Raw genomic sequence first — 13,311 nt, 5'->3', positions numbered from 1 at the left:
CGGCCTGTCAGGCGATGCGGCCGGATTTAGTAGCTTTCGCCGCCGCACAGCAGCTGACCGGTGCCGCGATGGTCGACGGTGCAGGCGGCCTTGCCCTCGACCCTGACGTCGCCCGATCCGCTGGCGACGATCTTGACGGCGACATCGGCGGTGAGCGCGACGCTGCCCGGTCCGTCATTGCCAATCTCGGCCTGACGCGCGCGCAAGCCTTGGGCGGCGACTTCGCCCGGACCGTTCACATGGATGGTCGCGACGCCGGCGTGGCCCGCCAGCGTCGCGCGCCCGCCGCCCGCCAATAGCAGGTCCAGCCGGTCCAGTTGCACATCGCTGATGCTGACGTCGCCATTGCCGCCAAGCACGATCTGGCCCCGCAGCCCCTTCATGCGGTCGATCTGCACGGACCCGCCACCGGTCAGCATCACGCGGTCGATCATCCCGGTCGACAGGCGCAGCGATGCCGCGCCGCTGCTTTTCTCGCCCGGACGCAGCCTGTCCATGCCGATGATCAATTGGCGCCCGGACACTTCGACGTGCAGGCGGTCAAGCTGCGCCTGATCGCCCTCGGCACGGGCGGACGGTCCCCGGCCTGTGGACAAGATTACCGAAACGGGTGCGTCGACACGAATGCTGTCGAAACTGGTGATGGTGTAACCGCGCGTTGCCGCCGGCGCTGGCGATGCCGCCGCCAGCCCGGCAAGGATCAGGGCGCACAGCGCGCCTCGCCGGGGCCAAGCCCTGTCTTCGTGCATTGCGCCTTGCCTTTCACCGTCACGTCGCCCGGACCCATGATGCTGATAGCAACTTTGCCGTCCGACGCGAAGTCGATGTCGCCCGCGCCCAGTACGGATACATCGGCGTCCCCGACCTTCAATGCTTCACCGTCAATGTCGCCCGCGCCGGTGATGGAAAGTTTCGCCTGGTCAGCCGTGCCCGCGATCTTCACTGAGCCTGCGCCGGTAATGTCGGTGGTCAGGGATTGGAGCCTGACGCTTCCGATGCGGAAGTCGCCCGCGCCGGTCAACGACAGAGTCAGGCTGTCGCCTTCCGCCTTGTCGAGATCCAGATCGCCCGCGCCTGTCAGGTCGGCAGCGGTGATGGCGGGCATGGTGACATAGATGGTGGCGTGGTTTGCGCTCTTCGCGCCGGACCATGTGGTGCTGGACTTGCGCCCGATCAGCAGAGTGCTGCCCTTCACCCGGATATCGAGGTCCGCGATCGCCCGCGCATCACCCTGTGCCCGGACCGAAAATTCTGGAGCGATCGTGACTTTGACATCGTCAGGCCCTGTTGCATCGATGGCGGTAAAATCGCGCAGGCCGGACCAGTCCTGCGCTTTGGCCGCACCACTCTCCGCCGTGGGCGACTCGTCGGTTCGCGAGCAGGCGCTGGTGGAAAGAAGCAGGCTCGATAACGCCAATGTCAGAAGGGGGAAGGAGCGGGACATCGCAAATCTCCTGATGTGTATTGCCATAATAATACACGAGATGATGGCGGGTCCAAGCCTCTTGTTCGTCGGCGCTCATGATGATCAATAGACTTTCGGACAAGCGGAGTGTGACCATGAAGCGCCTAGCCCTGACATTGCCATTCGCGGCGCTCATGCTCTTGTCGCCAGCCCTGTCGGCCGAGGATGCCGTCCCGGATGACGGCGCGCGATGGTTGAGGCATGTGCAGGCGTTGGCCAGCGACGAGATGGAGGGGCGCGGCACGGGCACGCCCGGCTATGACAAGGCGGCGGCCTATGTCATCGACGCATTCCAGTCGCTTGGCCTCAAGCCTATGGGAACCGATGGGTACAAGCAGCCTGTCGCCTTTGTCGAACAGGTCATTCAATCCGGTCGCAGCAGTGCTGTCCTGCAAGGGCCGAATGGCCAAACACCCTTGGCCGTGCCCGGCGAGCTCATTTTTTCCGGCGGGGGTGGACCGGTGCCGGAGCAGATCGACGCACCAATGGTCTTTGCCGGATATGGGTTGCATCTGCCCGAAGAAGGACATGACGACTTTGCCGGCCTGGACCTCGCCGGCAAGATCGTCGTGGTCGTTTCGGGCGGTCCTTCCACGATTTCCGGCGCGCTCAAATCCCATGCCCGGTCCGAGCGAGCGAAATATCTGGCGTCGAAGGGGGCGGTCGGATTGATCAGCCTGGTGACGCCGGGGCAGGTCGAAATCCCTTGGGCGCGGCGCGTCAACCTGGCTGGCGCCCCGGCCCTTTATTATGCGGATGCGGAGTTGCGCGAAAGTGACCGGCCCTTCCTGAACGCGCAGATCGATCCGGCTCGGTCGCAGTTGGTGTTCGAAGGATCGGGTCATGATTTTGCCGCCATTGCCAAGGCCGCCGACGCGTCCGCGCCGATCGCAGGCTTTCCCTTGGTGCAGCGGTTGAGCGCCCGGGTGGCCGCGACGCGGCGGAACCTGTCCTCGCCCAACCTGATCGCCGTCATGCCAGGGAGCGACCCCAAGCTGCGCGATGAATATGTGGTGCTGTCCGCGCATCTGGATGGCTATGGCATCGGCACGCCGGTCAAGGGCGACGCCATCTACAATGGCGCCTTCGACAATGCCTCTGGCGTGGCGAGCCTGCTGGAGATAGCGCGTACCTTGCAGCAGGCGCAGGATAAGCCCAAGCGATCCATTCTTTTCGCCATCGTGACAGCGGAGGAAAAGGGCCTGCTCGGGTCGCGCTACTTCGCCCGGCGGCCTACGGTGCCCGCCAGCGCGATGGTCGCTGACCTCAATTTCGATATGGCGCTGCCGATCTTTCCGCTGACCAGCGTCACGCCGATCGGCTATGATCAAAGCTCCCTGGGGGATGATGCCTCCGCCGTCAGCGCAGCCATGAACCTGCCCATCACGCCGGACCCCTTTCCGGATCGCAACGTCTTTATTCGATCGGACCAATATGCCTTCATCCGCCAGGGCATCCCGGCCTTATTCTTCAAATATGGGTTCAAGGCTGGCACGCCCGAGGCCGTGGTGGAGAAGGCCTGGCGCGCCAATCTTTACCATTCGCCCTTCGATGACCTCAACCAACCCGTCCTGCCGGCGGAAACGGCGAAGCTGAACGCCTATGTCACGGCGGTAGCGCTGCGCGTCGCCAATGCGCCGGCCCGCCCGACATGGAATGCGGACAGTTTCTTCAGGCGGTTCGCGCAGTAGGGGCCGGCGTGTCCTGCACCGGCCCCGTCGCACCTCTTGTCAGGCGGGTGCGCGATCCAGATAGGGCAGTCGATCGGTCAGCGCCGGCGGCAGGCCGTTGACGATGATCGATCGGGCCTGATGCCAGAGCGCGGAAAGCAGCAGCAGCGCCGATCCAATGACGAGGCTGGTGAGCGCCCAGGATAGCTCCACGGCACCCGCTTGCTTGAATAGGGCATAAAGGGCGAAGAGGACATAGGCGAGGCTGGACACCAGCAAGGCCCGCCGGTCGATCGCGATCGCGACGAGGCCGAAGGCGATATAGAGCGCCACAACCAGCAGGGCGCGGCCGGCGCCAATCTCGCCCCCGTCCAGCACGCCCAGCAGATGGAAGAGGGAATGGGCGATCATCGGCGCTGCGGCCAGATGCAGCCAGAAGGCAACGTCCGATCGGCGCGTGAGGCGCGCCCGGTCTGTCATGTCCCAGCGCATCGCCAGCAGAAAGATCGCCAGGCCTGACGCCAGCAGCATCAGGAAGGGCAGGGTGCGATTGTCCGGGAAGGCCGCTATGACCAGGCCCGCCACCACGCCGGCGCCGGCGGCCGCGCCAGCTGCCACGGTGATCGGGACCATGAACCGCCGCCAGTGCAGGGCCGCGCCCGCCGCGCCGACCGCTGCCGCCGCCGACAGGATCAAGGCGGCCGTGCGATCACCGGCATGCGGCCAGATTTGCGCGCCGATCGCGCCCGCCGCGAACGCGTTCCCGCCGACGAAGCCGCATAGCAGCAGGATGGAGGGCAGGGCCATGCGACGCCGCCTAGTGAAATATTCGGCAAGCCCCCAACTGGCCGCTGCGACGAGCAGGCCCGACATGAAAGCGGGTTGATAGTCAGGTGCGCCGAATCGCAGGCTGTTGCCCAGCCAGCCCAGCGCGACCAACAGGATCACGCTGGCGATCGCGACGAAGATATCGTTGAAGCCGGTCAGTAGCCGGAATTGTTCTTCGTCCACTGCAACGGTTGCGCGTGATCGCGCGACATGATCGCGCAGCGCTTGCGCCGCTTGGGGAGACAGGGCGCCGGCCGTTACGGCATCCTGCAAATCGCTGTCGCTATACATGGCTCATCCTCCCAGAGGGGTTTGATGGCCGGAGAATAGCACTACTGTGTTATTCGATCAACACAGTCGTTTTTGGGCTTTTTCGGGCGCTTTCCCAATGTTAGCGCCGCATCATCAATAAGAGAGGATGTTGTTCATGACCTTGCCGCCGCTGCTGAGGGACCGGCTGTCGCTGCCGCTGATCGGTTCCCCGATGTTCATCATTTCGCAGCCCGACCTGGTCATCGCGCAATGTCGCAGCGGTATCGTCGGCGCTTTCCCGTCGCTCAATGCCCGGCCGGCGGGAATGTTCGAAAGCTGGTTGCAGCAATTGGGGGAGGCGTTGGACGAAAGCGATGCGCCCTTTGCCGTCAACCTGATCGTCCACCGCACCAATAGCCGGCTGGAAGAGGATCTGGCGCTCTGCGTGCGTTATCGCGTGCCGCTCGTCATCACGTCGCTCGGCGCGCGCGAGGATGTCAATGAGGCCATCCACAGCTATGGCGGCATCGTCCTGCATGATGTCATCAGCAACGTCTTTGCCCGCAAGGCGGTGGAAAAGGGGGCGGATGGCCTGATCGCCGTCGCTGCGGGGGCAGGGGGGCATGCCGGCACCTTGTCGCCCTTCGCCCTGATCCAGGAAATCCGCGCATGGTTCGATGGACCGCTTGCCTTGTCGGGATCGATCGCGACGGGCCGGGCGATCGCGGCGGCGCGCATGATGGGCGCGGACCTTGGCTATATGGGGACGCCATTCATCGCAACGCAGGAAGCCAATGCGCAGGCGGCCTACAAGCAGATGATCGTGGACGGTAGCGCGCAGGACGTCGTCTATTCCGACGTGTTCACCGGCGTACTCGGTAACTATCTGCGGCCTAGCATAGTCGCGGCCGGGCTTGATCCCGACGCGCTGCCCAAGGCAAAGGGTATGGATTTCGCCAGCCTGACTGGCGGCGAGAAAAAGGCGTGGCGCGACGTGTGGGGCGCGGGGCAGGGTATTGGCGCCATCCATAAGGTTCAACCCGCCGCGGACTTCATCGCCGGGCTGAAGGCCGATTATCGGGCGGCGGTGGAGGGTTTCACGGCCTGACGCCAGCAACCGCCCCCTGCTTCAACTGCGGGGAGAGAAAGCGCTGCGTTTCGGCAATGAATCGGTCGAACTGGTCATGGTGCAGCCAGTGGCCCGCATTGTCGAATTCGGTCAGGCTGGCATCGCGAAAATGCGCTATGCGACCGTCCTTGGCCGGGTTGGACGCCCAACTGTCGCGCCCCAGGTAGAGCAGGGTCGGGCAAGTGATCCGGCTCCAGAATGATGGCAATTCGCCGTCCGATGCGGCCTCAGGCGCGATGCCTTTCAGATAGGGATCGAATTTCCAGCTATAGCTGCCGTCTTCGTTACGATTGATGCCATGCTGGGTCAGGTGCATGGCCTGCTCCAGCGTCAGCTTCTCGTTGCGTTCGCGCATCCGCCCGACCGCTGCTTCCAGCGTGGGGTAGGACCGGGGCGTCCTGTGGGCGCGGGCGCGGCGCCCTTCGATCCAGTCGCGCCAGACATCGGGGGAAGCCTGTTCGTTGCGCTGGTCCAGAGCGTCGGGTGACAGGCCAAGCCCTTCGATCGCGATGATCCTGTCGACCTTCTCGGGGAAGAGGCCCGCAAAGCGCAGGCTGATCGACCCGCCCAGCGAATGCCCAATGATGTTGACCGGCGACCGGTCGAGCAGGTCTAGCAGCAGCGACAGGTCATAGACGAAATGCGCTATTGGATAAGCGCCGGTCGGTGACCAGGCGCTGTCGCCATGTCCGCGCAAGTCCGGCGCGATGACGTGAAAATCCCGCGCCAGCACGCGCGCGGTCCAGTCCCAGCTATGGGCATGATCGAACCCGCCATGGACCAGGATCAAGAGGGGCGCGGAAGGATTGCCCCAATCCAGATAGTGGAGGCGCGACCGCAGGGACGTGAAGAAATGCGACGTCGGAGTGGGCGCAGCCGGCATGTTTCAAGATCCTGCGGTGTCGGTTTGCATGTCCGCCTGACCATTGGCGCGCGCGCCCTATCTTGCAAGCGCGAATGAACAATGAGGCGTTTTTTCCGCAATTTCGCTTCGCAAAACGGGGAAATTACTGCCCTGCGGCAAGATGGGGCAGGGGCCTTGCCCCTATACAGGATCGATCGACGGGCCGAATTCCCGCTGCGCGCCTTCTTGGGACAGCGAGCGAACGCCGTTGACCATCCGGGCCAATTCGGCTTGTCGGAAGGGTTTGTCCAGCCGTGGTCTGCTGCTGGAATGGGGCGGCAATTCGGCGAAGCCGGTAATGATGATGACGGGCAGGTCGGGATGCGCCTGCTCGATTGCGTCGGCCAATTGCGCGCCCGTCATGCCGGGCATGGCGTGATCGGTCACGACCATGTCGATGCGGGATTGATCGAGCATGCGTAGCGCGTCGGCGGCGCTCCCCGCACGAAAGACGGTGTGACCCAGATCCTCCAACATGCCGGCCGTGTTCGTCAGCACCAGATCGTCGTCGTCGACGGCCAGAATAACCAGTGGCGACTGCGTCTGCACGACGCTGTGGCCGCTGATGTCAGCCTCGCGCGTTTCCGCTTCCTGCGACACGGGCAGCCACAAGGATACGGTCGTGCCCACCCCCACGCTGCTGTCGATGGTCAGCGCGCCGCCACATTGTTCGACAAAGCCGTGGACCATGGACAGCCCAAGGCCGGTGCCTTTGCCCACGCCCTTTGTGGTGAAAAACGGCTCACGCGCTCGCTCCAGCGTGGCGCTGTCCATGCCTTCGCCCTCGTCGATCACCGACAATTTGACATAGGTGCCGCTTGCCAGGCCAGGAACTGCCCCCTGCGCCGTCAACATTTCGCTGCCACTGATCGTGATTCGACCGCCCTCCGGCATTGCGTCGCGTGCGTTCACCACCAGGTTCAGCACCGCCATTTCCAACTGGCCGGGATCGGCATAAGCGGGGGCTAGGCTTTTTGGAAACAGGCTCTCGATACTGATGACTGGCCCCACGCTGCTTTGCAGCATGTCGGCCATGCCCTGAACAAGCGCCACGCAATCGACGCTTTGCAGCTTCAATTCCTGCCGTCTGGCAAAAGCGAGCATCCGCTGCGTCAAGGTGGCGCCCCGGTCGGCCGCCGCCATCGCATTGTCCAGGAAGCGCTCGATATCGCCGCCCTTGGCGAGCCGCATCCTGGCCAGTTCCAGACTGCCGACGATCACCGCCAACAGATTATTGAAGTCATGCGCGACCCCGCCGGTCAGTTTGCCGATCGCATCCATCTTCTGCGCCTGCATGATCGCCGCGCGGGCATCTTCCAGCGCTTGCTGGGTTTCGCGCCGTTCGGTCAGGTCGCGCGTAACCTTGGCATATCCGATCAACTGTCCTGCGGGATCGCGAACAGCGTCGATCACGGCATGGGCCCAGAATCGGCTGCCGTCCTTGCGGATGCGCCAGCCTTCGGATTCGAACCGGCCATCACGCTCGGCGCTGCCCAGGGCGCGGGAGGGGAGGCCGGCGATACGGTCCTCCTCCGAATAGAAGAGGGCGAAATTCTTGCCCAATATCTCCTCGGCCGTATAGCCTTTCGCGCGCTCGGCTCCGCTGTTCCAGCTTGTGATGGTGCCGACGGGGTCGAGCATATAGATGGCATAGTCCGACACGCTTTCGACCAGCAGGCGAAACCGCTCCTCGCTCTTGCGCAGCGCTTCGTCCGCCGCGCGCCTTTCGGTCAGATCGCGGGTGATCTTCGCAAAGCCCAGCAGCCGTCCGTCCGTATCGCGGATCGGGTCGATCACGACATTGGCCCAGAAATGGGTGCCATCCTTGCGCACCCGCCAGCCTTCGGCTTCGAAACGCCCCTCCTGACGAGCCGTTTTCAGGGCCGCGGCAGGTATCCCGGCCGCCTGATCCTGCGGCGTGTAGAAACGCGAAAAATGCTGGCCGATAATCTCGTCCGGCTCATATCCCTTGAACCGGCGCGCACCGGCATTCCAGCTGGCGATCCGGCCATCGGTATCAAGCATGAAGATCGCGTAATCCGTCACGCTTTGAACGAGCAACTCGAAGCGGTTGCCGCTATATTCCGATGGGAGGCTTTTCATTCTGTCCCCTTATGGTCCGCTGACCCGCGCGAACCTGATTTTTGCCTCAGCAAAACGTCGCCGGCGCTTGATCGTTCCCTCCCAGCGCGCGGCACGCGTGGCAAGCCGACTTGACTTGGCGACCGCCTCTGCCCACCAAGCGGGCGCAAATCAAGCAGCAGGACAGGCATCGGCATGAAGGCAAAGACGGGCATCACGGTCATTGGGGAAGCGATGCTGGAACTCAGCCATGGTGACGGGGAAAGCTGGAATTTGCGCTACGGCGGCGATGTCATCAATACCGCCGTTCACCTCGCCCGTTTTGGCGACACGGTCCGTCTGGCAAGCGCGCTCGGCACCGACCCGATGAGCGCGCAGTTGATCGCCCAGTGGCAGGCCGAGGGCGTGGATACACAGCTAGTCCTCGCCGCCGCCGATCGGTTGCCCGGCCTCTATGCGATCGAAACCGACGCCGACGGTGAACGCAGCTTTCATTATTGGCGCAGCGAGGCGGCCGCGCGGCGCATGTTCGCCTTGCCCGACAGCGATGTGATGGTGGCGGGCGCGGCGCAATCCGACCTGCTGTATTTTTCGCTGATCACTCTTGCCATTCTTCCAGACGATGGGCGCGAAGCCTTGTTGGCGTTGTGCGAACATGTGCGCGTCAATGGCGGGCGGGTGGCGTTCGACGGCAATTACCGGGCGCGGCTATGGCCTGACGCTGCGACGGCGCGACATTGGCGCGATCGCGCCATCGCGCTCGCGGATATGGGCCTGCCGACGCTCGCCGACGAGGTGGAAATGGGCGAGGCCGACGATGCGGCGGACGCCGCCGCGCGCTGGGGCGCGGGAGAGGGCCGCGAGATCATCGTGAAACTGGGGGCGGACGGATGTCTGGTCGACGGGCAACTGGTTGCTCCCCCACGCCAGATAGACGTCATCGATTCGAGCGGTGCAGGCGATGCGTTCAATGCCGGCTACCTTCATGCCCGGCTCGCCGGATCGTCGCCTGTGGAAGCGGCCGTGGCGGGTCATCGCCTCGCCGGATGGAATATCGGCCGTCGCGGCGCGATCCCGGCGAAGGACGCCGACGCCCCCTATGGTGCGTGTTGACAGTATTGGGCGGCTGCGTCATGGACGCCTTATTCGCGCGGGTGTAGCTCAATGGTAGAGCGGCAGCTTCCCAAGCTGACGACGGGGGTTCGATTCCCCTCACCCGCTCCACATCACGACATCCGATATCTTGCGTCTTCCGACCTATAGGCCGGTTCAGCCCCCGATGAAGTCGGGTGGACGCTTGGCGAAATAGGCTGCGACGCCTTCCCGGCCTTCGGCGGACGCGCCGGCGTGGCTGATGGACAGGGCCTCACTTTCCAATTGTGTCTCAAGGCTGGTCTGGAACGTGTCGCGGAGCAGGGCGCGGGCCGCGCCGACAGCTCCGGTGGCCGCGCGGGCCAGAGATTGCGCGATGGCCGCCCCTTCGGCGGCGAGCGCGTCATCCCCGACGGTGCGGGTGACAAGGCCGATGCGCTCGGCTTCGTCCGCTTTGACGCGCCGGTTTGTCAGGATCATCTCCTGCGCCTTGCGCAACCCGATGAGGCGCGGCAGCAGCCAGCTCATGCCGCCATCGGGCGTCAGGCCGATCCCGCCATAGGCTGCGGTGAAATGGGCGGACGCGCCGCACAGGACCACATCGCCGGCGATGGCGAGGCTCAGGCCGGCGCCGGCCGCCGGACCATTGACCAGCGTGAGGAGCGGCTTTGCCATGCGGGCGAAGCGAGCCACGGCGACATGCAGCGTGCCGGCCAGATCCAGTAACATGGCCTCCACATCATCGCCCGCGGCGCGGAACGCGCCAATGTCGCCACCGGCGCAGAAAAGCCGGCCCGAGCCCGTCAGCACGACGCAGCGGATCGCGGCATCGCTCTGGCACCGGTTCGCTATGTCGGCCAGCGCGCGGGCCATGGGAAGGTCAATGGCGTTGCCGGCATCAGGCCGGTTGAACGTGATATGGGCAACTCCATTTTCGACACTGAACCGGACAGGTTCAGCCCCATCGGTTCCAGACCCATCGGTCATCGGCACGCCTCCATCATCTCCACCGCCAGGGCAATCAACTGCGGCAGGCGCTCGGCCCGCTCACGCGCGTGGACCGATGCCGCCGTGCCGCGGATCACCCGGCCCTTTATGCCGTGAAAGATTGCCGCCATCCGGAAGAAATTGAAAGCGATATAAAAGGCATAGTCCGCATCCGGGATCGGCGCGCGGCCCACATTGCGGCAATAGGCCGCGCGATAATCCTCCTCGGTCGGGATGCCGAGGGGACGCGGATCGGCGCCGCCCAGCCCCGCGACGATGTCGGGCGGCATGCGGTACATCATCGCATGATAGGCAAAATCGGCAAGCGGGTGGCCCAGGGTCGACAATTCCCAGTCAAGCACCGCCAGCACGCGTGGCTGCGTCGGGTGGAAGATCATATTGTCGCACCGGAAATCGCCATGAACGATCCGGGTTTCATCCCCGGGCGGGATTGCTGTCGGGAGCCATTCGATCAGCCTGTCCATGCCCGGATCGCGCCCGGCAGCCTCATCCTCTAGATATTGCCTGGACCAGCGGGCGATCTGCCGTTCGAAATAATTGCCCGGACGGCCATAGTCGCCAAGTCCTACCGTCTCAGGATCGAAACGATGAAGCTGCGCCAGGGTCGCGTTCATGGCGGCAAAATAGGCGGCGCGTTCGTCCTTATGGATTTCGGGAAAGGCCGCGTCCCAGAAAATACGCCCTTCGACCATGTCCATGACATAGAACCAGCTGCCGATGACCGCGTCGTCAGTGCACAGGCCATGGACATGGGCGACTGGATAGCCGGCCCGGCCCAGCGCGATCAGCACGCGCGCTTCGCGTTCGACGGCATGTGCGCCCCTGAGCAATTCGCCCGGCGGCTTGCGCCGCAGGACATAGGTTCGCCCCGGCGTCGTCAGCTTGTAGGTCGGGTTGGACTGGCCGCCCTTGAACTGTTCGACCTGGATCGGGCCTGCAAAGCCTGCGACGTGGCTGTCCATCCAGCGCGCCAGAGCCGCCTCATCGAAGCGGTGGGCGTCGCGCACGGGGATGGTCCCGGCATTGGCGTCCTGCCCCGTGCCGCTCATGCCACGCCCGAGCCGGCCTGCGCCGCTTTCCAGTCGCGCTTGATCTTCTTCGCCAGGCTCCACTTATGCACTTCGGTGGGGCCGTCATAGATGCGGAAGGCGCGAATTTCGCGAAACACCTGTTCGACGATGGTGTCGGCGGTGACGCCCATGCCGCCCATCACCTGGACGCAGCGGTCAGCGACCCGCATCAGCGCTTCGGACACCGCAACCTTCGCCATCGAGCTTTCGGCGGTGCCCAGCGATCCGCCATCCAGCACGCCGGCGCACCAGTCGATCATCAGTTCGGACTGTTTGAGGTCGATCATGTTTTCGGCCAGCATGAAGCCGACGCCTTCATGGTCGATCAGGGTCTTGCCGAACGCCATGCGACGGTTGGCGTAATCTGTTGCGATTTCATGGGCGCGGATGCACGCGCCGCGCCAGCGCATGCAATGGGACAGGCGGGCGGGGCTGAGGCGCACCTGCGCATATTGGAAGCCTTCGCCGCTGTTGCCCAGCATCTGGTCGGCGGGCACGCGCAGATTGTCGATGGTGATGGTCGCATGGCCCCCCGGCATCGAATTGTCGATGGTGTTGGGCACCCGGTCGATGCGGATGGCGGGGTGGGGCAGATCAGTGAGGAACATGCAGGCGCCATCGTCCGATTTGGCCATGATGATGCCGACCTTCGCGCCCTGCGCGCCGGTGATGAAGGTCTTGCGTCCGTTGATGACCCAGTGATTGCCGTCCTGATGGCAATGGGTCTGCATCATCGACGGGTCGGAGCCTGCCCCGCCGTCGGGTTCGGTCATGAAGAAGGCCGATCGCGCGCGCCCTTCGACCAAGGGCTTGAGGAAACGCGCCTGAATGTCCGGGCTGCCGACCTTGCCCAGCAGATACATATTGCCCTCGTCGGGCGCAGCCGTGTTGCAGGCGAGGGGACCGAGCGGGGACAGGCCCGAAGCGGTCAGCACGACGGCGGTTTCACGCTGCGTCAGATGGCTGCCGTCGGGCAGGATATGGGGCGTCAGCACGTCGGCCGCGCGCGCGTGTTCCTTCAGTTCCTCGACCAGTTCCTCGGTCGGTGCGCCATGATGGTCGCGGCGTGGATCGCGTTCATAGGGAATGACGGTGTCGCGCACGAAAGCCTCGACCTTTGCGGCAAGGGCGGCGGTGCGCTCCGGCCCGATCCCGCTCACAACGCGGCCCCATGCGGCCGAACCGGCGTCGATCTGCTGCTCTCCATCCCTTTTCTCTCCCGATAGGTCTCGCTGCCAGCTTCGTCATGTCGCCGCGGGGCGGCGCATGCACCTGCCAAAGCTGCCAGCTTGCCTCTTGCGGCCTGCCCCTGTGACAAGCCATCATCCCTATAGCGACAGGAGAGGGTCATGGTCGATCTGACGAACATACATCATAATGGCATTGCGGTGGCGGATGTCGACAAGGCGGTGGCCGATTTTGGCCGCGACCTTGGGCTGAAATTCGCGCCGGTGCGTGATTTCGATCCGCTGCCATTCTGGACGCCGGAGGCGGGCGCGCACACGCTGCGGGTGCGGGCGACCTATTCGGTGGGGCAGGCGCCGCACCTGGAACTGGTGCAGGGGCAGGGGCCGTTCTACGACCCTGCAAACGCCACCCATGCCCGTCATGTCGGCGTTTGGACGCAGGATCTGAAGGGCGATGCCGACTGGCTGGTCGAGGCCGGATGGAGCGTCAAGGCCGCCAATGCCGCGCCGGATCAGGGCTATGGCGTCATCGCCTATCTTCTGTCCCCGGACGGCGCGCTGCTGATCGAACTGGTGTCGACGGACTTGAAGCCCGTGATCGACCATTGGCTGAGCGGCGCCTGA

12 protein-coding genes and 1 tRNA gene are annotated in these 13,311 nt (G+C 64.4%); 5 read left to right on the top strand and 8 right to left on the bottom strand.

The window, feature by feature from the left end:
- Positions 1-26 precede the first annotated feature (26 nt).
- A complete protein-coding gene (locus RLDS_RS33725) occupies positions 27-749 on the bottom strand; it encodes a GIN domain-containing protein (RefSeq protein ID WP_021224847.1) in 723 nt (240 codons plus the stop codon).
- Complete coding sequence (locus tag RLDS_RS33720; protein ID WP_021224846.1) at positions 701-1,444, bottom strand: head GIN domain-containing protein; 744 nt, start codon at positions 1,442-1,444, stop codon at positions 701-703. The genes RLDS_RS33725 and RLDS_RS33720 overlap by 49 nt, the downstream gene beginning before the upstream one ends.
- A gap of 116 nt (positions 1,445-1,560) precedes the next feature.
- Between RLDS_RS33720 and RLDS_RS33715 the strand changes: the two genes are divergently transcribed.
- Positions 1,561-3,156, top strand: coding sequence for a M28 family metallopeptidase (locus RLDS_RS33715; RefSeq protein ID WP_031297523.1), 1,596 nt, complete (start codon positions 1,561-1,563; stop codon positions 3,154-3,156).
- A gap of 39 nt (positions 3,157-3,195) precedes the next feature.
- Here the strand turns inward: RLDS_RS33715 and RLDS_RS33710 are convergent, their stop codons facing one another.
- Positions 3,196-4,254, bottom strand: coding sequence for a hypothetical protein (locus RLDS_RS33710; RefSeq protein ID WP_021224844.1), 1,059 nt, complete (start codon positions 4,252-4,254; stop codon positions 3,196-3,198).
- A gap of 136 nt (positions 4,255-4,390) precedes the next feature.
- Here RLDS_RS33710 and RLDS_RS33705 point away from each other — a divergent pair, with 136 nt between their 5' ends.
- Positions 4,391-5,323, top strand: coding sequence for an NAD(P)H-dependent flavin oxidoreductase (locus tag RLDS_RS33705; RefSeq protein WP_031297522.1), 933 nt, complete (start codon positions 4,391-4,393; stop codon positions 5,321-5,323).
- Here the strand turns inward: RLDS_RS33705 and RLDS_RS33700 are convergent.
- A complete protein-coding gene (locus tag RLDS_RS33700) occupies positions 5,313-6,227 on the bottom strand; it encodes an alpha/beta fold hydrolase (RefSeq protein ID WP_021224842.1) in 915 nt (304 codons plus the stop codon). The two genes, RLDS_RS33705 and RLDS_RS33700, sit on opposite strands and share 11 nt — an antisense overlap.
- Positions 6,228-6,389: 162 nt before the next feature.
- Positions 6,390-8,351: a hybrid sensor histidine kinase/response regulator gene (locus RLDS_RS33695; protein ID WP_021224841.1), complete on the bottom strand. Its 1,962-nt coding sequence runs from the start codon at positions 8,349-8,351 to the stop codon at positions 6,390-6,392.
- Positions 8,352-8,525: 174 nt separating this feature from the next.
- Between RLDS_RS33695 and RLDS_RS33690 the strand changes: the two genes are divergently transcribed.
- Positions 8,526-9,443 carry a sugar kinase gene (locus RLDS_RS33690; RefSeq protein WP_021224840.1) on the top strand — a complete coding sequence of 306 codons (918 nt, stop codon included), beginning with the start codon at positions 8,526-8,528 and terminating at the stop codon, positions 9,441-9,443.
- Between the two features lie 37 nt (positions 9,444-9,480).
- Positions 9,481-9,554 (top strand) — tRNA-Gly (locus RLDS_RS33685).
- A 45-nt stretch (positions 9,555-9,599) separates the two neighbouring features.
- Here RLDS_RS33685 and RLDS_RS33680 read toward each other — a convergent pair.
- The 3 genes from RLDS_RS33680 to RLDS_RS33670 are packed head-to-tail and all read right to left on the bottom strand — an operon-like array spanning position 9,600 to position 12,660.
- A complete protein-coding gene (locus RLDS_RS33680; protein ID WP_021224839.1) occupies positions 9,600-10,409 on the bottom strand; it encodes an enoyl-CoA hydratase/isomerase family protein in 810 nt (269 codons plus the stop codon).
- Entirely contained in the window at positions 10,406-11,479 is a 1,074-nt protein-coding gene (locus RLDS_RS33675) for a phosphotransferase (RefSeq protein ID WP_021224838.1), read from the bottom strand. The genes RLDS_RS33680 and RLDS_RS33675 overlap by 4 nt, the downstream gene beginning before the upstream one ends.
- On the bottom strand, positions 11,476-12,660 hold the full coding sequence (locus tag RLDS_RS33670) for an acyl-CoA dehydrogenase family protein (RefSeq protein ID WP_021224837.1): 1,185 nt from the start codon (positions 12,658-12,660) through the stop codon (positions 11,476-11,478). Before RLDS_RS33670 ends, RLDS_RS33675 begins: the two co-directional genes overlap by 4 nt.
- A 189-nt stretch (positions 12,661-12,849) precedes the next feature.
- On the opposite strand from RLDS_RS33670, the gene RLDS_RS33665 reads away from it, so the two are divergent.
- Positions 12,850-13,311, top strand: coding sequence for a VOC family protein (locus RLDS_RS33665; RefSeq protein WP_021224836.1), 462 nt, complete (start codon positions 12,850-12,852; stop codon positions 13,309-13,311).

It is taken from the genome of Sphingobium lactosutens DS20 (genome assembly GCF_000445105.1).
Classification (GTDB): Bacteria; Pseudomonadota; Alphaproteobacteria; order Sphingomonadales; family Sphingomonadaceae; genus Sphingobium; species Sphingobium lactosutens.
The sequence above is the reverse complement of the archived record's forward strand: the minus strand, read 5'-3'. Positions and strand labels throughout refer to the sequence as shown.

Coding starts and splice junctions, on each gene's coding strand:
- RLDS_RS33690 (WP_021224840.1), top strand. CDS start 8,526: ATGAAGGCAAAGACGGGCATCACGGTCATTGGGGAAGCGATGCTGGAA.
- RLDS_RS33675 (WP_021224838.1), bottom strand. CDS start 11,479: ATGAGCGGCACGGGGCAGGACGCCAATGCCGGGACCATCCCCGTGCGC.
- RLDS_RS33695 (WP_021224841.1), bottom strand. CDS start 8,351: ATGAAAAGCCTCCCATCGGAATATAGCGGCAACCGCTTCGAGTTGCTC.
- RLDS_RS33705 (WP_031297522.1), top strand. CDS start 4,391: ATGACCTTGCCGCCGCTGCTGAGGGACCGGCTGTCGCTGCCGCTGATC.
- RLDS_RS33665 (WP_021224836.1), top strand. CDS start 12,850: ATGGTCGATCTGACGAACATACATCATAATGGCATTGCGGTGGCGGAT.
- RLDS_RS33710 (WP_021224844.1), bottom strand. CDS start 4,254: ATGTATAGCGACAGCGATTTGCAGGATGCCGTAACGGCCGGCGCCCTG.
- RLDS_RS33725 (WP_021224847.1), bottom strand. CDS start 749: ATGCACGAAGACAGGGCTTGGCCCCGGCGAGGCGCGCTGTGCGCCCTG.
- RLDS_RS33715 (WP_031297523.1), top strand. CDS start 1,561: ATGAAGCGCCTAGCCCTGACATTGCCATTCGCGGCGCTCATGCTCTTG.
- RLDS_RS33700 (WP_021224842.1), bottom strand. CDS start 6,227: ATGCCGGCTGCGCCCACTCCGACGTCGCATTTCTTCACGTCCCTGCGG.
- RLDS_RS33720 (WP_021224846.1), bottom strand. CDS start 1,444: ATGTCCCGCTCCTTCCCCCTTCTGACATTGGCGTTATCGAGCCTGCTT.
- RLDS_RS33680 (WP_021224839.1), bottom strand. CDS start 10,409: ATGACCGATGGGTCTGGAACCGATGGGGCTGAACCTGTCCGGTTCAGT.